This window comes from Rhodococcus sp. 05-2256-B1 (assembly GCF_002258465.1).
GTDB lineage: Bacteria > Actinomycetota > Actinomycetes > Mycobacteriales > Mycobacteriaceae > Rhodococcoides > Rhodococcoides fascians.
On sequence record NZ_NOZA01000025.1, the window covers coordinates 102,190 to 127,808 of the forward strand.

Below are 25,619 nucleotides of genomic sequence, written 5' to 3' on the forward strand. Positions count from 1 at the left end.
GGTCGAGTGGCGGTGTGGCGGTCGACACGGAGGAAGTGCCTATTACGCATTTCCTCATCTGGTTCATCTGCCTGCGGGTTCGGTCTGGTTAGGGTGGTTGTCGACAGCAATGTGTTTCTACTCGAGAGAGGCCGCATCGAACCGTGGCGAAAAAAGTATTCACCCAATTGGTCGACGATATCGATGGGTCGGTCATCGACGACGAATCAGGCGAGACGATCGAATTCTCTGTCAACGGTGTCGACTACCTCGTAGACCTGAAGGCGAAGAACGCCAGCGAGTTTCACCGCAAGATCGGCTACTACATCGAGCACGCGACCCGCGTCGGTGGGCGTAAGCGCCGGCACTCCCCCACCTCTACGGCTCCATCTGTTGCACCCTCGAACAGCGGGGCTACACGTGATCCGGCCCAGACCAGAGCTGTCCGGCAGTGGGCCGCAGACAATGGTTACGAGATCAGCGACAGGGGCCGCATTCCCGCTGCGATCGAAGAAGCATTCAACGCTGCACACTGATCATTACTTCAGGATCACCGCGCGAACTCGACGGTGTATCCGGCCTGACCGTCGATCGACAGGCTGTACTGCACACCATCGAGTGTTGTCATGTTCCAGCCTTCCTTGACGCTCAACGACTCACCCACGGGCAAGCTCAGAGCTGAGGTGACCGAGCGCAAGCCGACGTCGCCGTCTCGTATTTCCTGGATGCCGTCGTACGCACCCTGTTCAACGTTGGTCACCTGGGTAGAGACCATGTCCGGCATGGTCGAGTCGGGCGATGTGTTCTTGACGGTGATTGGGAAGTAGACGCTCACAGGCTGGATCGGCGGGTCGTACGGGATCCTCGCGTCGACACTCGGTGTGAACTCGACCGGTGCGCCGACGGTGATCTCCAGTTGGACCTGGCCTGATCGCACTTTTCTGCTGTAGATCGCGGTCTGCCCGAACTTGCATGGTTCGGGAAACAGTTCGATTCCTGTTGTATCGCAGATCATCGGGTCGGCCGACGGGGAAGGTTCCGCTTCCTGTGCCGGAGCAGGCTGCGGAGAGGATTGTTCGGCGCTCGAGGACGTTGCGGCGTCGGTCGTGGACGCGTCGTCGTCCTCTGTGAGCGCGCCGACGGTGATGATGCCCGCCAGGATGACACCGACCCCTCCCAGCGCGGCCCACAATCGCCAGGGATTCGGCTTTGGTCGACGGAAGGTCATGGTGGTTCGCAGGATGCCATCCTGTCGGTCGACGAGCTCCCAGCCTTCTTGCTGCTTGCTTGCGATCGTTTTCGATTCGGTACCCCGGATCACCTTGATCTCGGTGACCTCGTACCGCGCCTGTTCGGCGTCCATGTCTCTTCCCGTTCTTCGATAGTGGTGATGCGGGTCGACCCCACATCCCGTGATGCGGGGTGGCGGCGCTCGCTCGGTGCTCGCCCCGAAATGTGCGGTGATAGGGGCTACGAATTGTCCAGTCGGTCGCGTAATGACGCGACTCCGAGCTGGGTGAGAGTGCCCGCGTCGTGTGCCCGGACACCACTGCTGGTCAGGCGTCGAACGGCGTCCGGGTCGTCGTCGACGAAGCCACGCAGCCACGCCGGGTGCCGGTTGATCACTGCCCTGGCGTGCCCGAGTTTGATCTGCCAGGCCTGCCGTGTGTGTTGGTTGTACTCGGAGGCAGGGCGGCCCAAGACTGCTCTCCTGTCGGGGAAGTCCTGGTCGGTGAGCCACGCTCGTGTCGCGGGCAGGGCATATGCGGGCCGCGTCGTCGAATAGACGATCGTGTAGCCGAGACCGTGCACCGCCCACGCCAGATCGTGCCCGCCGGCGAGCACTGCGGCTTCGGGCACGTGGGCGAAGAATTCGCGCCACCGCTGAGCTGGGTCGATCTCCTCGTCGGCCAACACGCCTGCGTGCGCGGACAGGTCCGCCAGCACGCCGTCGATGTCGATCATGACAACCCGGTCCTCGTTCGGGCGGTGCACCCGAGGCCTGGGCCGGCGCCGGGTCGGTGCTGGCCGGGTCGGCTCGGTGACGGTGTCCACTCCTCGTTCATACCCGAGCGATATCGGCATTTTCGGTGGCGCGCCGCAGAGGTGACGCTGTGTTCATTTCCGACGACGCAGACCCCATCGAATCGGTGTTGCGCGCTGCGGCGAGGACGGTATCGAGACACTCGCGATAGCCGATGGAAATCGACGCCCTCAACCCTGTCGGGACGATGTGGGCCAGCAGGCGATACCCGGCCAGTGATGCCGCCAGAACGCGCGCGAACTTCTCTGCGGTGAAACCTGCTCTCAGCGAGCCTGATTCGGCAGCTCGGCGTGCGAGGTCGAGTACCGCCGCCTCCCACGCTGCGGACGAGCGATGAGCATGGAAGTCCGGTTCCACGCTCAACCTGGCTTCGGCGCGCAAGGAGACGTCGTGGTCGAAGGCCTGCGCAGCGTCGTCGACCATGCCAACGATCGCATCGAGCGGAGGGACACCGTCAGCAGTACTCCAACGTGTCGCTATTGCCGTGTAAGCGGCGGTGGCGGTATCGAGGACCGCGGCCGCTATCTCTTGCTTGGAGGAGAAGTGGAAGTACATCGCACCTTTGGTGCTCGACGTGTTGTCGAGAATTCGGGTGATCGACGATCCGGCGTACCCGTACTGCGCGAATTCTGTTGCCGCTCCTTGCACTATGTTCGCGCGTGTTCGGACGGCCCGCTCCTGGGTCATCGCGTCGCGTCCGCGTAGTCGCGATCGGTGCTCGTCGAGTCGTAATCGGCGTCGTCGTAGCCGGAACTCGCTTCGGCCGCGTCGTCGGCACTGTGGCCGTGATCGGTTTCGGCGTGATGCGCCTGGTCGACGGCGGTGGGAGCTGCGGTGCTGCGTTCGCTGGCGATGTTCTGCTGTACCTGAGTCCAGGTCTTGATATGCCGCGAGACCGTCGAGGTGTGGAGCTCGAGGTGGCGTGCGATGTCACTGAATGACCAGTCGGGGTTTGCGAGGTAGAGGTCGACGCTGGTCCACACGGCAGGCTTGAGCAGGCCGTTGTCGAGGTCCTCGTCTATCCCGGCGAGTGCCGATCCTGCTGTTGCGCTGGACGTTTCGCTCTCCGCGCGGTCGAGCGGGTCGTCGATGCGAGCTGTGTCGGTGGTCGTGTCGAACGATTGGGGGGTCTCGATCGGGGTCGTGGTTGCGGCACGGCGTCGGCGAGGTGCGCGGAGCACAACAGCGACGATTTCGCTCATCGTGAGGACCATCGCTGGCGCTAATGCTGCTATTGCTGCTGCGACGGCGGCGTTGAGGACGGTGGCGGTCAGGACGGCGTGGTAGGCGTTGCCTGCGATGGACAGGATCGCCGAGACGGTCAGCACTGCCACGACGAGTCGCCGGCCTCTTTTGGTGGCGGCGTCGGTGTGTTGAGAGAGGGCGATCCGGATGACAGCTGCGGCGAGGATCGGGCCGTCGAGAGCGACGGGGATGACCCAGGCATCGGCCGGGTGGATGCCGGCCATGACGGCGAGGTCGAGCAAGGTGGAAAAGGAGAGCTTGAAGGATGCTGCGCCGACGACGATGGCGATGGCCAGGCCGGTGATCAGTGCACCGGTCAGCACGCGGGGGTGGATGTCGAGGGTGTCCTCGCTGGTGGGGTCGAGGGTGGGAGTACTAGCGTTGTTCATTGATCGCAGGTCCGTTCTGTGATCGACCGGCCCCGGCGGTGTGTCCGCACTGCCGGGGCCTTTGTGGCCGGATGGGGTTCTTGGTTGCTCACAACCGGGCGCGTAGATCCTCGAACCACTGCGCCGCGGTATTGAGATCAGGTAAGTCGATGTCGTACCGAAGACGTTCCAGGGCATCGACTTCGGTGTAATCGAGGTCAGCGAGCTTGCGCATGTCCTGCAAGGTCAGGCGACCGCGAGTAGTTCACCGGTCGACCATGCAGGCCACGGTTCGGCCAGATCGTTGCATCTGCGGGCGAAGTGGGCTTTGGCGAGCCAGTCGGTGGCGTAGCGATCGGCTTTGGTGGTGGTCATCGTCGTTCAGCTCCTGGTTGTCATGGCGCGGGCTACCGGCGGGGCCGAGCAGGACCAGCAGCATCGGCGGCTGCGGCGGTCCAGCCGTTCACTCCCACTGGGCGGCACTCGTCGTGATAGACCGGGTGGGACGGCACCAGACTCGCCGGAGTATCGGAGTGCCACTGGTCGCACCAGGCGCACCGAATGACCACCCGTTCGGCGGTCATGACGTCGACTCGACGACGGGGCCGAACTCAGCTCCATCGAGCACACCAATGGCGTGGCGACTGGCGTTGGTGGTCATCGCTTTTCAGCTCCTGGTGGTTGTGGGGCGGGGTGTGGGTACTCCGTCACGCTGCTCGCGGGCACGGATGAGGGCGGCGTATACGGCTGATCGGCTCAGTCCGTACAGTTCCATGAGTTTCACGGCACCGAACTCGCCGGATTCGTAGTCCTTGAGGATGCGTTCATGTTGCAGTGCAGTGAGTTTGGGTTTGCGGCCGGTCATCCGGCCCTGCTCTTTGGCGATCGCGACGCCCTCGCGGGTGCGGGCGCGCGTCAGGTCGGCCTCGAACTCGGCCATCGCGCCGAGGACGGTGAAGAACATCTTGCTCGACGGATCGCCGGGGCTGTAGACCTGGCCGCCGTAGATCAACCGTGCACCTTTTGCGTCGAGCTCGGTGACGATGGCGTTCAGGTCGGTGACCGATCGGCCGAGTCTGTCGAGTTTCGTGACCACCAGGGTGTCCCCCTTCCCCACTGCCGCGAGGGCTTCGGTGAGGCCGGGTCGTTCCCGGTTACGTCCGGTGTATCCGCGGTCGGTGTAGATGTTGCCGGTGTCGACGCCCATCCGGCGAAGGGCTGTGCGCTGCGCTCGTAGATCCTGTCCTCGTGTGGAGCATCGGGCGTACCCGATCAGGTTTTCGTCCACCTGGAGCCCTCCGTCTCGGAATCTGCGATCAAACTGGGATTACTTGCAACACTATCTACCAGGACACCGACAGGCTGGTCGGAGCGTCGACCAATGTCAGTTTCAGAAGACGACTGCACAATGTCAGAAGTGCACTGCACTACTTGTACCCCCTAGTGCTGGGGCGTCCTGTTCAGAGGCCGTATTCTGCGCGGTTGGCGGACCCTGTTCCTGCGGTCTTTCACCTCAATGCGTGGCCGAGAGATGGCTCCGTAGGACAGAGCGCAGTGCCGTGGCCATGTTGTTTCCGTCTTGTGGCGGGCCGCCCCAGAAGTCGACGGCGAGTTTCCCTCCGAAGGTGGTGATGAACGCGTCGGACCAGGCGGGGGCGTACGTTCCGGCACCGACGTAGGTGCTGGGGAGGAACTCGGTAAAGTCCAGGTCCGGTGGGACTGTCAGCTCGGGGATCGTTCCCCAATTGGTGGTCATGACAAGTGTTCGCGTCGACTCCAAGGTCGCGAACATTTCTTCGGTGTCGCCGAGGGGCCATCGTTGGATGGCACCGGCAGCCAGGTCGTCCTGCAGGGCTGTTCCGATGGCGCGTGCCAATTCGAGCAGTGACTGATCGGGCGGGGACGCCTGAAAAATCGTGTAGCCCAGCGCTGTGGTGACCTCGGTGTACTCGATTGTCGGCGACACGCGTGAACGGATGTCGACAACGTAGGCGTACACCACTTCGCAGATGTTAACGCCTCGTACGGCGGCTGCGGCCTGGAGAATTGCCGCAGAGACCAGCTGGTTCAGAGTCACGCCCTGGTCGCGGCCCAGCGCGGTGAGCTGCTGTGTTTCATGCGAGGTGAGCTGGCAGCGCACTGTCTCGGACCCGTTGGTCGGGGCATTTACCGGTTCCGGTGCGTTTGCCGTCGCATCCGCGTCGGGCTCTCGCGTTACAGCCGTGTGCTGTGATGCCGGATTCCTCGCCTGACGGGGTGAACCGGAAATGCCGCGCTCGCGCAAGGCGACTTCGATCGCCGAGGGGAAGCTGTGACGCGGGCGTTCGCCCGCCAGGATGTGAGATTGCGCCAGCGCGGTGTACAAGGTCCACAGTTCGCTCAGCAGCATCAACGAGTGGCGTGCATCAGCGATACTGTGATGGGTGATCAGGGTGATCAGGTGGTGCCGTGATTGCAGACGAACGATATGAAGCGCGCACAATGCCGAGTCCTGACTGGTGGTGAACCCGTCCAGTGGCCCCGAAGTCGGGCTCCCGCCGACGACGCTGACAACAGCGACATCGTCCTCTGCGAGAGCGAATACCCGGCCAGTAGATTCCTCGGCGTCTTGAATAGCCCCCTTCAGGAACCAGTGCGTGTCGGTCAGAGCACTGAACGCATCGATCAGGGCGTCCAGACTCAGATGCCCTTCCGCACGCACGCCGTAGCCGGTGTGCACCCCTGCGGCAAGGGTGAACATCTCCTCACTCGGCGCGAGTGTACGTATGACCGTTCTTTTTATATTTATCAACAGTTCTCACTAATTTTTGCGTCGTTGCAATCGGCGATCCAGCTATCAGCTTCTGCGGTGTCGAGTACCGCTGCGGCCATCTCCCGCTTGGACGAAAAGTGGAAGTACATCGCGCCTTTCGTACTTGCCGTGTTGTCCAGGATGCGGTTGATCGACGATCCGGCTTATCCGTAGTGCGCGAATTCTGTTGCCGCTCCGTCCAGGATGTCGGCGCGTGTCCTGATTGCTCGTTCCTCGGTCACCGCACCGCACCCGCGTAGCCACGATCGGTGCTGATCGAGTCGTAGTCGGCGTCGTCGTACTCCGAACGTGCTTCGGTCACGTCCTCGCCGCTGTGGTCGTGGTCAGCGTCGATGATGGTGTGTGCCTGGTCGAAGGTGGCGGGGGCGGCGGTGCTGCGTTCGCTGGCGATGTTCTGCTGTACCTGTGTCCAGGTCTTGATGTGCCGCGAGACGGTCGAGGTGTGCAGCTCGAGGTGGCGTGCGATGTCACTGAAGGACCAGTCGGGGTGTGTGAGGTAGAGGTCGACGCTGGTCCATACGGCTGGCTTGAGTAGGCCGTTGTCGAGGTCTTCGTCGATTCCGGCGAGCGTCGATCCTGTTGTCGCGCTGTCCTGTTCGGTATCCACTCGGTCGATATGGTCGTCACCGCGAGCTGTGTCGGTGGTCGTATCGAGTGAACGTGGAATCTCGCTCGAAGTGATAGCCGTGGCACGGCGGCGACGGGGTGCGCGCAGGACGACGGCGACGATCTCGCTCATCGTCAGGACCATCGCTGGCGCTAATGCTGCTATTGCTGCTGCGACGGCGGCGTTGAGGATCGTCGCGGTCAGGACTGCGTGGTAGGCGTTGCCTGCGATGGAGAGCAGCGCCATGATCGCCAGCACGGCAACGACGAGTCGCCGGCCCCGGACGGTAGCGGGGTCGGTGTGCTGAGAGAGGGCGATCCGGATAACAGCGCACGCGAGGATCGGTCCGTCCAGAGCGACGGGAATGACCCAGGCGTCGCCGCGGTGGATACCGGCCATGACGGCGAGGTCGAGCAGGGTGGAGAACGAGAGTTTGAACGATGCCGCGCCGACGATGATGGCGATGGCCAGGCCGGTGATCAGGGCACCGGTCAGGACGCGGGGGTGGATGTCGAGGGTGTCCTCGCTGGTGGGGTCGTGGTCGGGGGTATTAGCGTTGTTCATTGATCGCAGGTCCGTTCTGTGATCGACCGGCCCCGGTGGTGTGTGGAGCACTGCCGGGGCCTTCCGGTCGGATGGGTACGTGGGGTGTGGTCAGAGGCGGGCGCGGAGGTCCGCGAACCACTGTGTTGCGGTGGCGAGCTGATGAAAGCCGTAGGTGCGCCGAAGTCGTTGCAATGCATCGTGTTCGGTATAACCGAGGCCAACGATTGTATCCGTGTCTTGAAGCAGAACGGCCACTGCGAGCTGCTCGCCAGTCGACCATGCAGGCCACGGTTCGCCAAGTTCATTGCAGGTGCGAGCAAGCTGGGCTTTGGCGAGCATGTCGGGTGCACGGCGGTCGGCTGCGGTGGTCATCGTCATTCAGCTCCTGTTTGTCATGACGCGGACTACCGGCGAGGCCGAGCGGGACCGGCAGCCTTAGCATCGGCGGCGGTCCAGCCATGCCAGCCGGCTGGGCGGCATTCGTCGTGATAGACCGGATGGGACGGTGCCAGATTCGCTGGAGGATCGGAATGCCACTGGTCGCACCAGGCGCACCGAATGACCACCCGTTCGGCGGTCATGATGTCGCCTCGACGGCGGGGCCGAACTGGGCTCCATCGAGCATCTCGGTGGCGTGGCGATTGATGGCGGTGGTCATCGTTTTTCAGCTCCTGGTGGTGGCGCGGGGTGTGGGTGCTCCGTCGCGTAGCTCGCGGGCACGGATGAGGGCTGCGTAGACGGCTGATCGGCTCAGTCCGTAGAGCTCCATGAGTTTCACAGCACCGAACTCCCCGGATTCGTAGTCCTTGAGAAGGCGTTCATGTTGCAGTGCAGTGAGTTTGGGCTTGCGGCCGGTCATCCGGCCCTGCTCTTTAGCGATTGCAACGCCCTCGCGAGTGCGAGCGCGGGTCAGGTCTGCCTCGAATTCGGCCATAGCGCCGAGGACGGTGAAGAACATCTTGCTCGACGGATCGCCGGGGCTGTAGACCTGGCCGCCGTAGATCAACCGTGCCCCTTTGGCGTCGAGTTCGGTGACGATAGCGTTCAGGTCGGTGACCGATCGTCCGAGTCTGTCGAGTTTGGTGACCACCAAGGTGTCCCCCTCCCCCACTGCCGCGAGGGCTTCGGCGAGGCCGGGCCGTTCACGGTTGCGTCCGGTATATCCGCGGTCGGTGTAGATGTTGCCGGTGTCGACGCCCATCTTGCGAAGGGCTGTGCGCTGCGCTCGCAGATCCTGTCCTCGTGTGGAGCATCGGGCGTACCCGATCAGGTTTTCGTCCACCTGGAGCCCTCCGTCTCGAAATCTGCGATCAAACTGGGATTACTTGCAACACTATCTACCAGGACACCGACAGGCTAGTCGGAGCGTCGACCGATGTCAGTTTCAGAAGTGAGCTGCATTAGTTCAGAAGTCGTGTGCACAGATTGCTGGATGCAGTCGCATCTGCCCAAGATCATGCCTCCGTCTGACAGTAGCGGAGGTAAAGCGATCACCCGGTTCGGGCGCTACCCTTAGGGGGTATGCCTGCTACGGTCGAAGGCATGCATTCAGAGATCGGGCACAGTCACCGGGGCACCGCCTCGGTGACTGGCTTGCTGATTGCAACGGTGGTGTTCGGTGTGCTGCTGATGCATTCCGTCTCCTCGATGTCGATGTCCTCGATGTCTCGGTCGATGAGCGGCGGCCATGCCTCGATCGCAGCACCGTCCCGCATGGACGACTCGGTGTCGATTCCGGTGATGGCCGGGGAACACGACTGCCCGTCTGCACACCAGATGATGCATCCGTGTGTGGGCACGCCGGCGTCGTGGCCCGCGCTGACGGTCCCGGCGCTGAGCACTGCCGTCGACCTGGTGCCGACGTCGGTGAACCGGATCGTCGGATGCACTGACTGCACGCTCGAACGTGCGCCGCCGTGGACGTTATGGGAGTTGGACAGATCGGTGACCTTGCGAGTGTGACGGGGAGCCCGACAGACGCATGTCTGTCGGCGGATCGATACACGGCCATTCTCTGTACTACTCACTCTTGCAAGGAGTTTCCTCATGCGTACCAAAGTCATTGCCTCGATCGCTGCTGCTGCTGCGAGCGCGTTCCTCGTCGTCGGCTGTAGCGACAACGGGGCCGATTCGTCGATGGATGGCCATTCGATGGGATCGATGTCCTCTACCTCGGCATCGTCCGCGCCGGCGAGCTCGACGGCGCAGTTCAACGATGCCGACGTGATGTTCGCGCAGATGATGTACCCGCACCACGCCCAAGCAGTCGAGATGGCCGACATGGCCGAAGGCCGCACCGACAACCCGGACGTGCTGTCGCTGGCATCGGCGATCGCCGGCGCACAGCAGCCCGAGATGGACCAGATGACCACCTGGCTCACCGAGTGGGGTAAGCCCGCGCCCTCGGCTGACATGAGTCAGATGGGCGGGATGGACCACAGCTCCGACAGCGGCATGATGACCGCTCAGGACATGGACGCGTTGATGGCAGCGTCGGGACCCGAATTCGACCGCCAGTGGTTGACGATGATGATCGCCCACCACACCGGTGCCATCGAGATGGCGAACACCGAAATCGCAGACGGTTCCAACCCTGACGCCCTGGAGATGGCCCGCACCATCGTCGCCACCCAGCAGCAGGAAATCGACACCATGCAGCGGCTGCTCGGCTGACCCGGCCCGCTATAGACAACGATGGCCGCATCCTCTCCGGCGGAGAAGGTGCGGCCATCAACGTTCCACAATTGTCAGGGCTGCGTTCCCGGTACGAGATCAGCTCTCACAGTGACGGTGTGCGCTGCGACGGAGCATTGGAACTCCCCTCGTTCACCGCTCCGGTGATGGTGTCGGGCGTGAGGTCGAGTCGCCGAAGCAGCTGCGCGTTCGCGGCGACGATGATCGTCGACAGCGACATCAGGATCGCGCCGATCGACATGGGCAGCACGAACCCGACCGGCGCGAGCACTCCTGCCGCAAGCGGAACTGAGATGAGGTTGTATCCCGCTGCCCACCAGAGGTTTTGCTTCATCTTCCGGTACGAGGCGCGCGAGAGTTCGATCACCGACAACACCGACCTCGGGTCGTCGCTGGCGAGGATCACTCCGGCCGACGCGATAGCAACGTCGGTACCCGCGCCGATAGCGATACCGACATCGGCCTGCGCCAGAGCCGGTGCGTCGTTGACTCCGTCACCGACCATCGCCACCGTGCGCCCTTCCTGTTGAAGTTCAGCAACGTTGTGGGACTTGTCTTCCGGTTTCACCCCCGCGAAGTAGCGGTCCACACCGAGCTCGGTGGCGACGGACTGCGCGACGGCATCGGCATCACCGGTGATCATCACCACCGCGATACCCCGAGCGTGGAGCGCATCGACTGCCGTGCGGGATTCGGGCCGGATCTCGTCGGCGAGCGCAAGGGCACCGATCACAGCACCGTCGGCCAGGACGTGCAGGATGATCGCCCCGTCGCCGCGCCACCGGTCGGCGACAGCGAGTTCGGATCCGTTTTCCTGCTCGAGCAGCGCGGGCCCGCCGACCTGCACGCGGGTGCCGTCGACGTCCGCAGCGACCCCGACAGCGGGAGACGACTGAAAACCGGCTGCAGCCGGGACGGTCAGGTTCCGCGCGCGTGCGGCCGCAACGATGGCGCGAGCCAGGGGATGTTCAGAGTCGGCTTCTGCGGCAGCGGCCAAAGCGAGGACCTCGTCGGCGGTGCGCCCGTCTGTCACCTCGATTGCGGTGACGGTGGGTTCACCCTTGGTGAGGGTCCCGGTCTTGTCGAAGAGCACGGTGTCCACCGTGCGCATTGTTTCGAGTGCGAGCCGGTCCTTGACCAGGACACCGCCGCGGGCTGCGCGTTCGGTGGCGATGGAGACCACCAGCGGAATCGCCAGTCCGAGTGCGTGCGGGCAGGCGATGACCAGCACGGTAATGGTGCGGATGACGGCGTCGTCGGGCATCCCGACCAGAGTCCACACAGCGGCGGTGATGATCGCGGCACCGAGAGCGAACCAGAACAGCCAACCGGCGGCCGTGTCGGCGATGCGCTGAGCGCGCGAGGTCGAGTTCTGGGCGTCGGCGACCAAGCGGCCGATGCCGGCGAGGGCGGTGTCCTCCCCTACTGCGGTGACCTGGACGCGCAGACCGGAGTCGGTGGCTACCGTGCCGGCGACGACGTGGTCGCCGTCGCTGCGGCGGACGGTGCGTGATTCGCCGGTGATCATCGATTCGTCCATGCTCGCCGATCCGGAGACGATGGTGCCGTCCGCCGGTACTCGGCCGCCGGGGCGGACGACGACGACATCACCGAGCTGCAGCTCGGCCGGGGACACCGGCACCACATCGTCGCCGTCGACGCGTTCGGCGGTGTCCGGGAGCAGCGCCGCCAACGAGTCCAGAGCGGAGGTGGTCTGCGCGAGGGATCGCATTTCGATCCAGTGCCCGAGCAGCATGATCACGATCAGCAGCGCCAGTTCCCACCAGAAGTCGAGCTGATGATCGAGCAGGCCGAGGCTCGCTCCCATCGACGCAATGAATGCGACGGTGATCGCGAGGGCGATGAGCAGCATCATTCCCGGTGCACGGGAACGGATTTCGCCAACTGCTCCGGTGAGGAAGGGAGATCCGCCCCAGGCGTACATCACGGTGCCCAGCACCGGGGAGACCCAGGCGATCCACGATGAGTCGGGCAGTGAGTATCCGAGGAGCATCGCGAACATGTTCGAGGCAACGATCACCGGAACGGCGAGGACCAGCATGACCCAGAACAGGCGACGAAACATACCGACGTGATCCCCGTGACCGGCATGACCACCGTGACCGGTGTGCCCGCCGTGCTCTGCGTTGTGCCCGCCGTGCTCTGCGTTGTGCCCGCCGGTGTCGTGGTCCGACTGCGGAGTCGCCTTCTCTGCCACGTCCGTGTGCATTTCGGGTCCTTCTTCATGCCCGCTGTGCTGCAGTCTGTTCGGCGGATCCGTCCGCGCGGAGTCGACGTCGGAGTGTGTGTGATCGTTCATCGTGCTGTCCTCTCATCCATCGAGTTCGATATCCATTCATCCCATGAACTCGTGGGTTCTGGTTCGGCTGTGTATTCGGCGTCGAGGGCGACAATGATCTGCGCCTGGACGAGCGTGGCTGTACTGGTGACCGTGAATGTCCCTGCCGCCGCCGATAACGCGACAGTGTCCATTCCGATCACGGCGTTGACGTCGTTGCGGACCGACGACTCACAGTGGCCGTACATCGATACCGGCGTAACTGACAGTGCGTGATGATCATGCGTAGCTTTCGACATCTCGGACAACATATACCCCATAGGGGTATATGTCGATCAAGTCGAACCATACCCCTTCCTGATCTCATTGGGAAGAACCGTCAGGGTGTTGTCAACGCGTGAGCGCCAGTCGGCTGGCCACCAGGTGCACCCGCGGTCGCTGTCATGCTCACGGACGGGCATGGATGTCGATACCGATTCGGTCAAGGGGCGCATGCATCCGCGGCACAGCTGAGCCTTACAGCGACGGGCGTACCTGCACACGCGCGTGGATCATCGGCGTTCGCTGCGATTTCCGTTACGAGTCTTCTCACCGACTGGAGGCAGGGCAGGGCGAATTACGCCGTGTCACGGCGCGCATGGCGAGCCCGCGTGTCGACTCTCGAAGATCGCGGAACTGCTCGTTCGGTCGATCGCTGACGCCGCAGATCGGACGGTGGAGCGATACTGTCTCGTTCACCATGGGGCTGCGGCGACGCCGATGTAGCGTTGAGTAAGTCGTAGATGGGTGTATCACTCACGTTCGGTTCCACTTTCGATCTGATCGTTTCGGTGCGCCTTCGAACGCGCCGACAGTTGCCGCTCACCGGCCCCGGGCGAGCCCTGCCCTACCGGCCAGCCGGCGCGCACCGACATATCCAGTCCGCAAACTCGGTCACATGCGGTGAAAATGCCTGCCCGTCACACCGCAGTTGCTCTTTACCGAGTGTCGGCACGCTTGCGCAGCGCAGCGGTCGCCAATTCTGCGACCGCTGCGCGATAGAAATCTCGATCTATCTCCCCGGCCGCGAATCTACGATCGAGGATTTCCTGCGCGTCCTCCCCCGATTGCGGGCGAGCGGACATCAGCCGAACCGCACCCCAGATCAACAGAGCGATCACGACCAGCCAGAACGCGGCCATTCCTGCCATCATCGTCCATCCGCCACTCATGGTGCCCATATTCATCATTGCTGCTCCTCACTCTCGCACCAGCCACCTGCTGACCTGCGGAGTGTGGTCATCCCGCAGCTCCTACTATAACGCTTAGTAGTTCAGCTACTATCGAGCATAGTAGTTGACTGCTGTCGAGACGCCGTCGCCCGGACAGGCGATGATGGAGGCAACCTGTGGGAAAGAAATCCAGCAAGTCGCGATCGAAAGCGCACAAACGACGAACCACGGCGACACGATCCGGGGGCGGCCCACCGGCTCCCCACCCCGGTGCCATACGTACTGAGCCCCAGCCAAGGCATCCCCTCTCAGCGGTGGCCCCACATTCTGCGGTCAGCGTCGCCGCCGCCGATTATCTTCGAAGCAGGGGCCACTCGCCCGGCAGCGGTGCACTCCATCCCACTGTCGCCCGGGCTTTCGCGCCGGCCTCCACTACCCCACCGCGAGCGTCGGCCCAGGCCGCAGATCCGACGATCGATACTGCAGCGCCGCCGGAGCGCCCACGTGCCCGCACGCCTGAAGCTGTTGCGCCCGCACCGCAGAGTTACGCACCCAAGCGCTCACCAGCCACCAGTTGTACCGATGAGATTTCCCAGGTCGAGCCGCTGGGGCTTGCGGTGACGTACTGGGGTGTCGGCGGGGCCGATGCCGAGCCCAGCCACGACGTGGCGATTCGCTTCACTGGATCGCGGGTGGAAGTCGAGGGCCATGCATCGACCGAGAAGGTCGGTTTCGATCGGACTCTGGTCGTGAAATCACGTCCTGCCGCTGGAGGCCGGTTCGCCGCGACCACCCGTATTCAGGGCATTGCCAGCGGGGAGTGGGAGGTGAGTGCGCGACGCATCGACGGGGGCGCAGACAGTAGCGAACGGCAGCAGAACTCTGTGCTCACCGCGCGCACTGCGCTACTGACATACGGTCCCGCTGTGCGGGTGTGGAGTTGGCCGGCGTTGGTAGCCGCGGGAGCGGTGGTTGCATTGATTGTTCAGGGATTCCTGCTCTCACGCATGGATGCCAATGTTGCTGCTGCTGTTGCAATTTCAGCTCTGAGTTGCATTCTGGGATATATCGGTGCCAAGGTTTGGTACTTGATCTTGCACCGTCGACCGATATCTACTTTCATCCGCGCAGGAGCGTGCATACAAGGCTTCCTCCTCGTTTCGCTCGGCACCTTGGTCATCGGCGGAGCACTCGGGGGTATGGACGTCGGCGCAGTCCTGGATGCAACCACCCCGGGATTGTTTCTCGGCATGGCGATCGGTCGTCCGGGATGCTTCTTGGCGGGCTGCTGTTCGGGGCGTCCGACTCGATCTCGGTGGGGCCTGTTTTCGTCCGATCGCACCCTGGCGACGAGGAGGATTCCGGTTCAGCTCTACGAGGCCGCTGCAGCCCTGTTGATCGCGGGAGTTGCGCTCGCCGCGGTACTTCAGGTCGACCTTCCCGTCGGAGGGCTGGTCTTCCTGGGGAGTATTGCCGCATACACATTGATCCGGCAAGGCCTGTTTCTGTTTCGAGTGGACGCGCACACTCGTCGAGGCCGACTCACTGTCTCGCTCATCTGCTGCGCGGTCCTCATCGGCGTCCTCGCAGCGTCGCAGGTGCTCTCGTGATCACCGAACGTATTTTTATGCGTGTGCCTTTCGGTGATCACCTCGATGCGATGGCACCGCATTCGGTGTCCCGATCGACGCTCCGTAGTCCGGCATCGATACTGACTGTCCTCGTCCTTGCACTCGCTGGATGTACCGGCGGCGAGGCCACTGAGCCCAGTGCGTCGATGCCCGTCGCTACGCGGGCAGAACTGCTCGATCCCGCTGACTTCGCCGCCGCGATTGCCGATCCCGGCCGAGTCACGATCAACGTCCATACCCCCAACGAGGGCCAGCTCCCTGGAACCGATTCGAGTCTTCCCTTCGACCAGATCCGACAACAGGCCGCGACGTTGCCGCCCGACCGGACCACACCGCTGGCGATCTACTGCCGTACCGGGACAATGAGCGCCACCGCGGCGAAAGACCTGGCCGCTCTCGGCTATACCGATGTCGTCGAACTACAAGGCGGCATGCTCGCGTGGCGACACACCGGACGAACCATCGAAGAATGATCAATCACCTTCCGCAGTGCCGACCCCGGAGGTTGATCACCAGAACGTGTCCGATGAAATCGGATGCCGAGATCGTCTTGTTCGGGGTTCACCAGGTCGGGACCGGACAATTCGCCGATGGTTCCCGCTGCTGCCGGGAAGTAGTCGATATCGGTTTGCCACCGGGCGCAACGGAGTCGAACGGGCCCCCTCCCCGTACCGCCGAATCAGAACCTCTCGCGCATGCTGTCCCGCTCAGCGCTACCAGCGCAGGGATGCCGCCGCTTGCGGAATGCCTTCTCGGCGGTGCTTCGGCTCCGTCGGCCAACTCGCTCACGAGCAATAGCGTGTGGACGTGCAGGCGCGCGATGACAGGCCAAAAACGAGACGGCGGCCGCCGGAGGACGCGGGCGCTCTACACCGAGGCGTACAAGCGTGAGCGCCGCCGTCAAGGTCGGGGTTGGGTGGTCCTGATGGCGGGTGTCGTGATCGGTGCGACCCACGTCGTAATTCATCTCGGGCAGCTTCGGTTTCTTCCGAGCGCCGGATGGCAGGATCTCGCGGTCGGCTATCCGATGGCGATGGTCCTCGCGCTCGTCGGTCTCATGATGATCGCTTCCCGCACCCGAAAGCCGAGGGGCGAGTATTGCGGACTCGCTCCCGTGATCTGTAGTGCCGCGCGGGGCATTTCATCCCACCGCGCAGGATGCCAACGTCATGGCCCCCAGCAGGGCCACTACTGGTAACGCAGGCAGGGCAACGGCGGTGCACGCTACGAACGCCCGCGCCCACCGGAGGGGAGCATGCGGGATCACTCGGTCCACGGCGAGACGATCGAGCCGCACAACGGTGGCATCGGAAACCATACCGAGGGCGGGCAGAGGAACAGGGTGCGGGCGCAGCGAAGTCAGAGCGCGCCGCACGGGGTCTCGTCCGTGCGAGCGGGCTGCGCGGGCGTCCGCGTCGAGTTCGACCAGAGCGCGCACGAGCGAAGGTGACGCTCGCATGATCGGTAGCCACGGAAACGCATAGGCCACCGACTCGGCAATGCCTACGAGCAGATGATGCCGGCCATCGATGTGTGCACGTTCGTGTGCGAGGACCGCCTCGACTTCAGCAGGCGTCAACTGCGTACGCAGCCCCTCGCTGGCCACGACCATCGCCGGTCGTCCCGCGACGCTGTACGCGAGAGGACTGTCCAACGGAAGCCACAAGGTCGACGCGGGTTGATTCGAACCGGAAAACCCGACGCCTCCAGCGATGATGCGCAGCAGATCGATGTGCCGCTCGTACACTCGCCGTCGCTCACACACTGCGCGCCTCAGGTGAATGATCCAGCGGACTGCGCCGCAGCCCAACATCGCAATCCCGACAACCCCGACGATGGCCTCGACGCGGGCAGGTATGTCGCCCTGAAGGGCGAGCCAGCATTGGTGTGCGATGTCGACCAGGGTCGTCACGCCCCCATGACTGGGGATCGCACTGAGCACGACCGGTACCGCAATGCTGACCAAGGTGCCCACAACGAGCGCCGACCACGTCAAGAGCGTGACGTGCGCATCGATACCTCTGTCGATCATCGACCTCATCAGCAATGGCGCGGCAGCCGCAACCAACAGCCCACCGAGGGCCCACAGGAGTACGGCAGTCACCTCTTACGCTCTTTCAGACCGCGGGTGAGCACCTTCGATTCGTCATCGGAAGCGCCGCGGGCGAAGTGCAGCAGCACGCTCGTCGGGTCGCCGGTCGATTCGAGAAGTATTCGCAAGGCGTCGGAGGCGGCTTCTTCCCTGCTTCGGGTGGCTTCGTACCAATATGCCCGTCCGTTGCGTTGTCGGTGTACCCAGCCTTTACGGTGCAAATTGTCGAGCACCGTCTGAATCGTGGTGTACGCCGGTTCTCGACCGTCCTCGAGTTGATCGATGACATCACGAACCCGGACTGCGGCGCTGGTATTCCACACCACGTCCATCACCAGAGCTTCGAGCTCTCCCAAACCCTGCATGAGTGCCTCCTAGGCGCGTGTTCACTCTATCCCGTCGAACGAGCCAGCTACGTGATCCTTCGGTAGCGAGCACCCTGGTCCGAGAGGTTTGCATGCCTCGAATACGAATGCGGCCGTAGGCTCACGCCAGGTAGGACACCGATGTCATCATTCCCGCTTCCCCGTGATAGAGGTTGTGGCAGTGCAGAAGCCACTGGCCGGGATTGTCGGTGTCGAAGTCGACTTCGACAGTTTGGTTCGGCAAGACCAGCGAGGTGTCCTTCCGGGGGCCTGATCCGGCACCGTTGACAACCTCGAAGGTGTGTCCGTGCAGATGCATGGGATGAAACATCGTGGTGGCGTTGACGAAGCGAAGTCGTACTCTTTCGCCTTCGCGAACGTCGAGGGGGGTGTGCTGCTCGTACGTCTCACCGTTGAGCGTCCAGGTGTACCCGCCCATCTCCATCCCGAGAGCGATGTCGTACGTGCGATCCGGCTCGCGTGCGGACAAGCGGACCGTATCGAGCGACCTCAGTCGATCAGCCATCACCGGGGCTGCAGAGAGTTCGGCAGGCCGGACTGAGGACTGCGGCGCGGCGCCTGGCCCGGTACGCAACACAGCGAACCCGCTCCCGTCCTTACCTTCCGCGGCGGCGACAATCGGAAACGCCCCGTCCTGCAAGGTGATGATTGCGTCGTAACGCTCTCCCATCCCTATCAACAAGCATTGCGCCTGCTCGGGCTGAACCGGAAATCCGTCGCTGTGAGTAACAGTGAGAGGATGACCCCCCACTGCGAAACGGAAGGCCGTGTCGGCAGCTGCGTTGATGATGCGCAGGCGCAGCCGCTGGCCCGGCCGTCCGCCGAGCACGATGGGATCGGCCCCGATCTTGCCGTTGATCAGGTAGTACGGGTAGCTCACGTCGCCGGTGTCGCCACCGAGAGGCGACTGGGCGGTGGGCGCGCTCATCGACATGCCGCCCATCGACATGCCCTCGCTGCGCAGCCGTTCGAGTTCTCGATCGGGGTCGCCGGCTACCCCGTCGAGCCAGTCGTCGAGGACCAGGACGGCTTCGAGGTCGTAGTCCGAGCCGTCGGCGGGGTCCTCGACGATCAACGGTGCATACAGTCCTCTGTCGAGTTGGGTACCGACGTGAGGGTGAAAGAAGTACGTGCCCGCGTCGGGCACGGTGAAGTCGTAGCCGAACGAGTCACCGGAAGCCACAGCCGGCTGAGTCAGGCCCGGCACTCCGTCCATGTCGTTGCGCAAGGCGATTCCGTGCCAATGGATCGTCGTCTCCTGCTCGAGGCGGTTGTCGAGCTGTGCGCGCAACACATCACCTCGGCTCAGGCGAATCTCGGCACCGGGGAGTCTGTCGCCGAAAGTCCAGGTCTGTACCTGCACTCCGCCGAGGTCGATCGTGCTGGGCTGAGCACTCAAGGAAATATCGACTTGTCTGCCGGTAGCCGAGCGGCGCGCGTTCTCGGCCTGTCCCACCACATCGGAGTCCGGTCCGACGACTGCTGTTGCGGACGAGCCATTGCCGCATGCCCCCAACACGACGGCACTCGTTCCGGCCGCGCTCAGCGCGAGAAAGTTGCGGCGCGTGAGCGAGAACGCACCTGCCCGCTGCCCGGTCATACACATCTCCCAATTCTGTAGAAGTCCGTCCGCCGGCGGGCGTTCGATCCTCGCCGCGTTGCTGGTGCTGGTGCTCGTGCTGAGATCAGCGCACAAGCGCTATTACCGCCTCCCGCACCTGACTCGGGTTGTAGAACACCGGCGTCGAGGTGATGCGCTCGATCGTTCCATCGCTCTGGACCAAGAAACTCAGGGGCAGGACAGGGGGCGCGTCAAGTGTCTGCAACGCCGCGTCGGCCTGATCGAACGAGGGATAGTGCACTCCCAGCTCGGTGAGCAGGCTCAATGCCGCATCGGCATCGTCTTGGACGTTGAGACCGACGACCCGAACCGCATCCGGTTCTGCGGCGTACTGGGCCAGAACCGGAATCTCCTGTCTACACGGACCGCACCACGACGCCCAGACATTGAGCAATGTGGGTTGCCCAGCCAGGGAGGTCCCCAGATCGGATAAGTCCGACGTTCCCAAGCATCGTGCGGACGTACCGACGAGCTCGCCAGTTACGGGGGACGGAACCGGCGACGAGGTCGGGCACGGCTCGAGGGCAGCACGGGTAGCGATCACTGCCGACGGGAGATCCTCGTCCTCGACGTGAGGTGCCGATCCTGCGGGCCCCACCGACTGGGTCGAGGGATCTCGAGACCACAATGCCAGCGCTACAACAACTGTCACGATGACGATGATCGCAAGTAGGGACCAGCGTGTCGTCACCCGCTGCACCCTGCACCTCTGTCTCGTTCACCTCGACGATGCCTTCCGGTCTGTCAGCGTCATACTACACGATCTACTATCTTCGATAGTAGCAACGTGGATCCTGCACGCCTTCAACGCTTTCGCGGTCCCCTTCACCCTCGGGCCTCACAGTGCCAGCACACAGCTCTCCGGCCGTTCGCCGAAGACGACCGTCCCCATCGAGGCGCACAATGAAGGCCGTCCATCGACGCCGAGTCCTTCTGGCGCAGAAGATATTACGTACATGAACCCCGGCTCCCGAGAAACAACCCGACGATCGAAATGGGTCGCAGGGTGCGAATGTTACCGATGTAATTCACTGTGACTGATGGTGCTTGTGCGGAAAGAGTGTAATAGTGATGCGGCGTGTCGCCTTGACTCGAAGGCGACCTGAATTACTGCCAGGTATGCAGTTGCCGTCCAGGAGGACCACCGACATGAGACCTCTACCCTCGTCCTCGTACATGGCGCACCGAACTCGGTGGGGTACTCGCATCCTCGTCGGTACCGCGTTCGTGGGAGGCATCCTCGCGCTGGCACCCACGGCGTCTGCAGCCCCGGACGCCGATCCGGCTGCGCCGCCGCCTGCCTTCCCCGCGCAGGCCCAATCGGACCCGCACGTCCAACAGGAGGTCCTCGATCTCGTCGTCGGCGCACTACGCGAGATTCGCGCCAACGGCGCTCTCGACGACCTGGCCGGCCCACAGAGCCGCATCGTCTCCTGCCTCGTGGGCACGATCGGAGCCACCGATACAGCTGACGGACCAACGGGAGCCCTTTCGCGACTGATCCCCTGTCTCGCGCCGATCGACGACATCGACCCCACAGTTCTCCCCCGACTGGTGTCGTCGATGGACGTCGCCACACTTGCATCCACACTCGCGGCCGCCGAGACTCCCCACGATCCGGCCACCCCGCACACCTCGTCGCGCGGACATGCGGCGGTCCCACCCGGCAGGTCGAACGCCGAGCCCTCGACCGAACAACCGACCGCCCAAGGCACCCAGGACACTCAGGACACTCAGGACACTCAGGACCCCGAGTCGGCCGCCGACCCGTCGACGCCCGAACTGCCCGCGCTCGAACCCGACGCCACTGTGCCTGAAACGTCGGCACCCGGCACGTCATCTGAAACAACGACACCCGAAACCACGACACCCGAGGCGGGCGATCATCCGTCGGCCGCCCCGCAATCCCCTACCGGCACAACAGGGTCGAGCAACGGAAAGTATCGTGCGCCGACAACAGGAACGTTGACCTCGACCTTCGGCGACGGTCGCGCCCATCAAGGAATCGACATCGCCAACTCCACCGGTACACCGATCGTCGCCGTTGCGGACGGCGAGGTGATCAGCGCGGGACCGGCCCAGGGCTTCGGACTCTGGGTGCGTATACGCCACGATGACGGCACCGTAACGACCTACGGGCACAACAACGACAACCTCGTGACCGTAGGTCAACGCGTCACTGCTGGCGAAGAAATTGCGACGGTAGGAAACCGGGGTATCTCCACCGGTCCACATCTGCACTTCGAGGTCGACACACCCGCCGGCAACAAGGTCGACCCCAGACCCTGGCTCGCGGAACGCGGAGCCACCATCACCGGTTCGGATCGTGACTCGTAGCCGAGCCTCGACCGCACGGCCCGCCGATGGGAACGAATTCCGCACTGTTGCACCGGCTTCGGATGCGTCTCAGTGGTCTCGTTTTCACCATCGGACCTGAACGCTAAGTGCCTCGACATGTTCGGCGGGAGCGCAGTACGATCGCCCGCATTCCGGTAAGTTCGCCGTACCTACTGCGAGCCCGAGAGGTGAAACGGGGGCCTACGACCGAACAGCCGCGTCGGACAGCGCGACACCCCGAGAGGCGAGCCACTCCTGAGGATCGACCTTGCTCCCCGCCGCGTCGACGACCTCGAAATGCAGGTGAGGCCCGGTCGATTGGCCACGATTGCCGACGGTGGCGATCTGCTCACCGGCTTGTACTCGTTGCCCCACTGTCACCAAGGTTTGATCGATGTGCCCGTAGACCGTTGTCGTTCCATCGTCATGTTGAAGACGTACCCAGAGGCCGAATCCGTCTGCAGGACCGGAGTCGAGCACGGTAGCGTCGGCTGCCGCGTAGACGGGAGTTCCGATAGCGTTGGCGATGTCGAGCCCGGTGTGCGTAGTCCCCCATCGTGGACCGAAATCCGAGGTCAGGGTCCCGGCGACCGGACGAACGACGAGTGGTCGCAGCGCCGCTGCATCACGCGCAGCGCTCTCCTCTGCCCTTCGTTGCCCCTTCGCCAACTGCTCGATCGCATCGTTGATATTGGAGATCTCCGGTATGGCGAGGATCTGAGGCAAGTATTCGGCCACCGGGTCCTGCATCGGTGTCGCTTCGTGCACGGGGACTGCCTGCGCCTGTGCGGGACTCGCATATTGGGCACCCGCCGTGACCAGAGCGCCCGCTGCCACCGCAATACCGACAGCGACACTGCCGCGGCGCTCGGTGGCGCGCGCCCGAGCGCGATGCCGCCCTCTCGGCGTCACCGCCACTCCCTGCACGTCACAGTCCATCAACTGTCGACGTCGGTCGGTCATGCGGGTCATACGGTGTTGTGCCACAGCAGAGTCCTCGGTAATCGAATGGAGCGAGGCGTAATCATCGACGTGCGCACCTCACTGATGTATCGAACGGATCACGACGCGATAACGAAAAGATACACGACGAGTGGGGTAATTACTATCATGGTTAGTAGTTCGATGTCCCCCGCAGTGGTTTCGTGCCTCACAGCGCGGTAGCACCGGACGTCGACGGTCGGAGACCATCGGCCGGCGAACGCTGCCTTCTCCATGCGAGAGCACACCCCACGACAGCAAGAACGACCGCGGCGTACTCCGGAAGCGGTCCCAGCTTTGTCGCCCACGTCGATCTCGTTTCCAGGGCAACATCAGCGACCAACGTCTGCGCAGTGAACAAGCCCGAACGATCTGCGACCTTCCCCTGTGGGTCGATGACGGCACTGACCCCACTGGTCGCCGCAACGAGAACAGTCCTGTTGTGCTCGACCGCCCGCAGCCGCGACATCGCCAACTGCTGGTAGGTCATGTCGGTGCGCCCGAACGTCGCATTGTTGGTGGGGACCGTGATCAGCTGCGCCCCCGCACGCACGGACTCGGTGACCAGGTCATCGAACGCGACCTCGTAACACGTGGCGACGGCCGTCGGAATTCCGGCGATATCGACGACACCGTCGCCCGACCCGGGAACGAAGTTACCGGCCTGCGAGGCGTACGAGGACAACGCCGTCATCACAGATCGCATCGGGAGATACTCTCCGAAAGGAACAAGTTTGCGTTTGTCGTGTCGCTCCCCCGGTCCGAGTACCGGATCCCACACGATCGAGGTATTCGTCGAGGTGCCGTCGTCGTTGCCAAGGACCGCACCGACCAGAATCGGCACCCCGACCGACCGCGCTGCAGCGTCGATCCCGGCAGTGGCGTCGGCATTGCGCAGCGGATCGATATCGGATGCATTCTCCGGCCAGATCACCAGGTCGGGAGCGGGCACACTGCCGACGGTGATGTCGTCCCCGAGTTGCCTTGTTCGCTCGATGTGATTGTCGAGAACTGCTCGACGTTGCGAGTTGAAGTCCAGACCCAACCGCGGAACGTTGCCTTGCACAACGGCGACCGTCGCACGCGCTGCGCCTGCGTCGCCAGCGGGAGTGAGCGCGAAAGCCAGAGCTGGCACGATCACTACAGTGGCCACCGATCCGACTGCGAATCGCGACGTCGGCGAGCGTACCTGGCGGACCACACTTGCCAGTGCCGCGCCGATCACTGCGACTGCGAAAGATACACCGGGCGCACCGGCGAACGCGGCAAGCGAGAGCAGAGGGCCGTCTGCTTGGGCGAAAGCTAATCTCCCCCACGGAAATCCCCCGAACGGAATCCGTGCGCGCAGACCTTCGGTGGCGGTCCAGATCGCGGCGATCCACAGCGCTTCGAAGCGCAACCCGGACACTGCGGCCGCTGCAGCGCAGAACAGTGCCACTGCTATCGCTTGGATCGCCGCGAGCGCCAGCCACGGCGGGGCGCCGACGTAGACGCCCACCCAGGGCAGAAGGGGCAGAAAGAACGCAAGCCCCGACAGATACCCGTAGAAGAATGCCGCCCGGATGGAACGGCCGCGGATGACGAGAACAAGAACCCCGATACCCAGCGGCGCGAGGAACCACAGCGACCGAGGTGGAAAGCCCGCGTACAACAACACACCAGCAGATACCGCGGACGATGACCTGCCTGCTATCGCGGTGAACGCACGACGTCGGGTTCGTCGGTGACGGTTCATTGTTGTTGCGCTGGACTCGATATCGAGCATGCCTGCATGGCTCTTTTCTCATGTACGGCATAGCGCCACCTGACCACCCTCGGTTGCTACTATGCACGATAGTAGTAACAGCGGTGAGCCCGGACCGGCTCCCCCGCCGACACCGCGCCTCTGCGACGTCGATGCATACCCCGGGATATCGACCGCGCACCTTCGCTGTGCCCTTTGTCCTTCGCGGTGCCCTTCGTGGCCGGGCATCGACCGGTGCACGGACCACCCTCGGCTCGCACAAGATGCGTGCTGGACCCCGGGATGGAGACTGGCTTCTACCGCGCCGCAGCACGCCGACATATGCGGGTGCATCTGCTCTGGCGGCCATCATGATCACCGCCCCGATCGTCCTGGCCGTGTTCGACGTGACCAGAAACATGTGGTGCCTGCGGGCGGGCGGTGTGACCGCCCGATTCGGCGGCGGCACATCAGGGGCACCCTGAATGGGTTTGGGCCAACCCAGTTTCCGGCTGCTACCGTCGAGGCGTTGTGAGAATCTCTGCGCTGGGCCCGCCGCGCCTGCGGACGGTTATCGCAGTCGCCGCTGTCCTGTATTTGTTGGCTCACACCATCGCTCAATGCGGCATCGCCTGGGAACAGGACCATCACAGCGACGGCGTACACATCGTTTCGTCCTCGTCTCAGGCCGCCGCGGAACTCTCCCCGAACCACGCGCACATCGACGTCGGATCGCCCCACATGGCGCACGATACGAACACCGTCATCGCAATGCCCCGATCCGACAACCCGCCCCGCCCATCGACCATCGCCGCGGTCGCCGCGATGGCCTTCGATGTGGTGTTGGTGGCGATGTCTGCCCCGCGCAACCCGCGAGCCCCACCGGATCTACCCATTCCGATCCGGCACGGCCGAACCGTCTTGAACGAACTCTGTATCAACAGGTGCTGATCAGCAGCCCGCGGGCCATCCGAGGACTCCTCTTCTCATGGCCCAGTTCGTGCTGCCCATCACTCACTTACTGCGCCCTCGCAGGTCACATA

At 63.6% G+C, this 25,619-nt stretch carries 27 protein-coding genes; 8 read left to right on the forward strand and 19 right to left on the reverse strand.

Annotation, left to right across the window (positions count from 1 at the left end):
- Positions 1-143 precede the first annotated feature (143 nt).
- A complete protein-coding gene (locus CH285_RS12980) occupies positions 144-515 on the forward strand; it encodes a histone-like nucleoid-structuring protein Lsr2 (RefSeq protein ID WP_094642684.1) in 372 nt (123 codons plus the stop codon).
- A gap of 14 nt (positions 516-529) precedes the next feature.
- Here the strand turns inward: CH285_RS12980 and CH285_RS12985 are convergent, their stop codons facing one another.
- The 11 genes from CH285_RS12985 to CH285_RS13025 form a co-directional block, all read right to left on the reverse strand.
- The gene (locus CH285_RS12985; RefSeq protein WP_094642685.1) at positions 530-1,342 is read right to left on the reverse strand and encodes a hypothetical protein; all 813 of its coding nucleotides are present in this window, start codon (positions 1,340-1,342) and stop codon (positions 530-532) included.
- A gap of 107 nt (positions 1,343-1,449) precedes the next feature.
- Entirely contained in the window at positions 1,450-1,944 is a 495-nt protein-coding gene (locus tag CH285_RS12990) for an LNS2 domain-containing protein (RefSeq protein ID WP_141215006.1), read from the reverse strand.
- Positions 1,945-2,041: 97 nt separating this feature from the next.
- Entirely contained in the window at positions 2,042-2,710 is a 669-nt protein-coding gene (locus tag CH285_RS12995) for a TetR/AcrR family transcriptional regulator (RefSeq protein WP_094642687.1), read from the reverse strand.
- Positions 2,707-3,657: a DUF2637 domain-containing protein gene (locus tag CH285_RS13000; protein WP_176458601.1), complete on the reverse strand. Its 951-nt coding sequence runs from the start codon at positions 3,655-3,657 to the stop codon at positions 2,707-2,709. Before CH285_RS13000 ends, CH285_RS12995 begins: the two co-directional genes overlap by 4 nt.
- Positions 3,658-3,745: 88 nt before the next feature.
- Entirely contained in the window at positions 3,746-3,871 is a 126-nt protein-coding gene (locus CH285_RS28400; protein ID WP_255032418.1) for a hypothetical protein, read from the reverse strand.
- Positions 3,872-3,882: 11 nt separating this feature from the next.
- Positions 3,883-4,011, reverse strand: a complete 129-nt coding sequence (locus CH285_RS28405; RefSeq protein ID WP_255032417.1) for a hypothetical protein — start codon at positions 4,009-4,011, stop codon at positions 3,883-3,885.
- A gap of 292 nt (positions 4,012-4,303) precedes the next feature.
- Complete coding sequence (locus CH285_RS13005; protein ID WP_094642689.1) at positions 4,304-4,924, reverse strand: recombinase family protein; 621 nt, start codon at positions 4,922-4,924, stop codon at positions 4,304-4,306.
- Between the two features lie 225 nt (positions 4,925-5,149).
- On the reverse strand, positions 5,150-6,376 hold the full coding sequence (locus CH285_RS13010; RefSeq protein WP_094642690.1) for a phthiocerol/phthiodiolone dimycocerosyl transferase family protein: 1,227 nt from the start codon (positions 6,374-6,376) through the stop codon (positions 5,150-5,152).
- Between the two features lie 289 nt (positions 6,377-6,665).
- Positions 6,666-7,619, reverse strand: a complete 954-nt coding sequence (locus tag CH285_RS13015) for a DUF2637 domain-containing protein (RefSeq protein ID WP_094642691.1) — start codon at positions 7,617-7,619, stop codon at positions 6,666-6,668.
- A 90-nt stretch (positions 7,620-7,709) separates the two neighbouring features.
- Entirely contained in the window at positions 7,710-7,979 is a 270-nt protein-coding gene (locus CH285_RS13020; protein WP_094642692.1) for a hypothetical protein, read from the reverse strand.
- A 286-nt stretch (positions 7,980-8,265) separates the two neighbouring features.
- Positions 8,266-8,883, reverse strand: coding sequence for a recombinase family protein (locus CH285_RS13025; protein WP_094642693.1), 618 nt, complete (start codon positions 8,881-8,883; stop codon positions 8,266-8,268).
- Between the two features lie 260 nt (positions 8,884-9,143).
- Here CH285_RS13025 and CH285_RS13030 point away from each other — a divergent pair, with 260 nt between their 5' ends.
- Entirely contained in the window at positions 9,144-9,563 is a 420-nt protein-coding gene (locus CH285_RS13030) for a hypothetical protein (protein WP_094610786.1), read from the forward strand.
- An 84-nt stretch (positions 9,564-9,647) separates the two neighbouring features.
- The gene (locus CH285_RS13035; protein ID WP_094642694.1) at positions 9,648-10,274 is read left to right on the forward strand and encodes a DUF305 domain-containing protein; all 627 of its coding nucleotides are present in this window, start codon (positions 9,648-9,650) and stop codon (positions 10,272-10,274) included.
- A 106-nt stretch (positions 10,275-10,380) separates the two neighbouring features.
- On the opposite strand, the gene CH285_RS13040 is transcribed toward CH285_RS13035, so the two are convergent.
- Together CH285_RS13040 and CH285_RS13050 are read right to left on the reverse strand one after the other, a co-directional pair.
- Complete coding sequence (locus CH285_RS13040; RefSeq protein ID WP_176458600.1) at positions 10,381-12,615, reverse strand: heavy metal translocating P-type ATPase; 2,235 nt, start codon at positions 12,613-12,615, stop codon at positions 10,381-10,383.
- Positions 12,616-13,571: 956 nt separating this feature from the next.
- The gene (locus tag CH285_RS13050; RefSeq protein WP_032401334.1) at positions 13,572-13,823 is read right to left on the reverse strand and encodes a hypothetical protein; all 252 of its coding nucleotides are present in this window, start codon (positions 13,821-13,823) and stop codon (positions 13,572-13,574) included.
- A gap of 296 nt (positions 13,824-14,119) precedes the next feature.
- On the opposite strand from CH285_RS13050, the gene CH285_RS13055 reads away from it, so the two are divergent.
- Both CH285_RS13055 and CH285_RS13060 read left to right on the forward strand, forming a co-directional pair.
- Positions 14,120-15,415: a prolipoprotein diacylglyceryl transferase family protein gene (locus tag CH285_RS13055; RefSeq protein WP_255032416.1), complete on the forward strand. Its 1,296-nt coding sequence runs from the start codon at positions 14,120-14,122 to the stop codon at positions 15,413-15,415.
- Complete coding sequence (locus CH285_RS13060; RefSeq protein WP_230593572.1) at positions 15,412-15,909, forward strand: rhodanese-like domain-containing protein; 498 nt, start codon at positions 15,412-15,414, stop codon at positions 15,907-15,909. Before CH285_RS13055 ends, CH285_RS13060 begins: the two co-directional genes overlap by 4 nt.
- Positions 15,910-16,577: 668 nt before the next feature.
- On the opposite strand, the gene CH285_RS13070 is transcribed toward CH285_RS13060, so the two are convergent.
- From CH285_RS13070 to CH285_RS13085, 4 genes are all read right to left on the reverse strand, one after another.
- Complete coding sequence (locus CH285_RS13070) at positions 16,578-17,540, reverse strand: M56 family metallopeptidase (protein ID WP_094610784.1); 963 nt, start codon at positions 17,538-17,540, stop codon at positions 16,578-16,580.
- Positions 17,537-17,893 (reverse strand): BlaI/MecI/CopY family transcriptional regulator, encoded by a 357-nt coding sequence (locus tag CH285_RS13075; protein WP_094610783.1) that lies wholly within the window; start codon positions 17,891-17,893, stop codon positions 17,537-17,539. The genes CH285_RS13070 and CH285_RS13075 overlap by 4 nt, the downstream gene beginning before the upstream one ends.
- Before the next feature lie 121 nt (positions 17,894-18,014).
- Positions 18,015-19,514, reverse strand: a complete 1,500-nt coding sequence (locus tag CH285_RS13080; protein ID WP_094642695.1) for a multicopper oxidase family protein — start codon at positions 19,512-19,514, stop codon at positions 18,015-18,017.
- Between the two features lie 85 nt (positions 19,515-19,599).
- Positions 19,600-20,226, reverse strand: coding sequence for a TlpA family protein disulfide reductase (locus CH285_RS13085; protein ID WP_094642714.1), 627 nt, complete (start codon positions 20,224-20,226; stop codon positions 19,600-19,602).
- A gap of 458 nt (positions 20,227-20,684) precedes the next feature.
- Here CH285_RS13085 and CH285_RS13090 point away from each other — a divergent pair, with 458 nt between their 5' ends.
- The gene (locus CH285_RS13090; protein WP_255032415.1) at positions 20,685-21,872 is read left to right on the forward strand and encodes a peptidoglycan DD-metalloendopeptidase family protein; all 1,188 of its coding nucleotides are present in this window, start codon (positions 20,685-20,687) and stop codon (positions 21,870-21,872) included.
- A gap of 201 nt (positions 21,873-22,073) precedes the next feature.
- Here the strand turns inward: CH285_RS13090 and CH285_RS13095 are convergent, their stop codons facing one another.
- A complete protein-coding gene (locus CH285_RS13095) occupies positions 22,074-22,859 on the reverse strand; it encodes a M23 family metallopeptidase (protein WP_243597146.1) in 786 nt (261 codons plus the stop codon).
- A gap of 163 nt (positions 22,860-23,022) precedes the next feature.
- Entirely contained in the window at positions 23,023-24,618 is a 1,596-nt protein-coding gene (gene lnt, locus CH285_RS13100; RefSeq protein WP_373454000.1) for an apolipoprotein N-acyltransferase, read from the reverse strand.
- A 242-nt stretch (positions 24,619-24,860) separates the two neighbouring features.
- Here lnt and CH285_RS13105 point away from each other — a divergent pair, with 242 nt between their 5' ends.
- Both CH285_RS13105 and CH285_RS13110 read left to right on the forward strand, forming a co-directional pair.
- Complete coding sequence (locus tag CH285_RS13105) at positions 24,861-25,061, forward strand: hypothetical protein (RefSeq protein WP_141215005.1); 201 nt, start codon at positions 24,861-24,863, stop codon at positions 25,059-25,061.
- Between the two features lie 46 nt (positions 25,062-25,107).
- Positions 25,108-25,527 (forward strand): hypothetical protein, encoded by a 420-nt coding sequence (locus CH285_RS13110; RefSeq protein WP_255032414.1) that lies wholly within the window; start codon positions 25,108-25,110, stop codon positions 25,525-25,527.
- Positions 25,528-25,619: the final 92 nt, after the last annotated feature.

Excerpts from the sequence above, each read along its gene's own strand:
- CH285_RS13105 (WP_141215005.1), top strand. The coding sequence starts at position 24,861 with ATGCGTGCTGGACCCCGGGATGGAGACTGGCTTCTACCGCGCCGCAGC.
- CH285_RS13030 (WP_094610786.1), top strand. The coding sequence starts at position 9,144 with ATGCATTCAGAGATCGGGCACAGTCACCGGGGCACCGCCTCGGTGACT.
- CH285_RS28405 (WP_255032417.1), bottom strand. The coding sequence starts at position 4,011 with ATGACCACCACCAAAGCCGATCGCTACGCCACCGACTGGCTCGCCAAA.
- CH285_RS13035 (WP_094642694.1), top strand. The coding sequence starts at position 9,648 with ATGCGTACCAAAGTCATTGCCTCGATCGCTGCTGCTGCTGCGAGCGCG.
- CH285_RS12985 (WP_094642685.1), bottom strand. The coding sequence starts at position 1,342 with ATGGACGCCGAACAGGCGCGGTACGAGGTCACCGAGATCAAGGTGATC.
- lnt (WP_373454000.1), bottom strand. The coding sequence starts at position 24,618 with ATGCTCGATATCGAGTCCAGCGCAACAACAATGAACCGTCACCGACGA.
- CH285_RS13075 (WP_094610783.1), bottom strand. The coding sequence starts at position 17,893 with ATGCAGGGTTTGGGAGAGCTCGAAGCTCTGGTGATGGACGTGGTGTGG.
- CH285_RS12990 (WP_141215006.1), bottom strand. The coding sequence starts at position 1,944 with ATGATCGACATCGACGGCGTGCTGGCGGACCTGTCCGCGCACGCAGGC.
- CH285_RS13090 (WP_255032415.1), top strand. The coding sequence starts at position 20,685 with ATGAGACCTCTACCCTCGTCCTCGTACATGGCGCACCGAACTCGGTGG.
- CH285_RS13080 (WP_094642695.1), bottom strand. The coding sequence starts at position 19,514 with ATGACCGGGCAGCGGGCAGGTGCGTTCTCGCTCACGCGCCGCAACTTT.
- CH285_RS28400 (WP_255032418.1), bottom strand. The coding sequence starts at position 3,871 with ATGCGCAAGCTCGCTGACCTCGATTACACCGAAGTCGATGCCCTGGAA.
- CH285_RS13020 (WP_094642692.1), bottom strand. The coding sequence starts at position 7,979 with ATGACGATGACCACCGCAGCCGACCGCCGTGCACCCGACATGCTCGCC.
- CH285_RS13050 (WP_032401334.1), bottom strand. The coding sequence starts at position 13,823 with ATGATGAATATGGGCACCATGAGTGGCGGATGGACGATGATGGCAGGA.
- CH285_RS12995 (WP_094642687.1), bottom strand. The coding sequence starts at position 2,710 with ATGACCCAGGAGCGGGCCGTCCGAACACGCGCGAACATAGTGCAAGGA.
- CH285_RS13040 (WP_176458600.1), bottom strand. The coding sequence starts at position 12,615 with ATGAACGATCACACACACTCCGACGTCGACTCCGCGCGGACGGATCCG.
- CH285_RS13000 (WP_176458601.1), bottom strand. The coding sequence starts at position 3,657 with ATGAACAACGCTAGTACTCCCACCCTCGACCCCACCAGCGAGGACACC.
- CH285_RS13010 (WP_094642690.1), bottom strand. The coding sequence starts at position 6,376 with ATGTTCACCCTTGCCGCAGGGGTGCACACCGGCTACGGCGTGCGTGCG.
- CH285_RS13015 (WP_094642691.1), bottom strand. The coding sequence starts at position 7,619 with ATGAACAACGCTAATACCCCCGACCACGACCCCACCAGCGAGGACACC.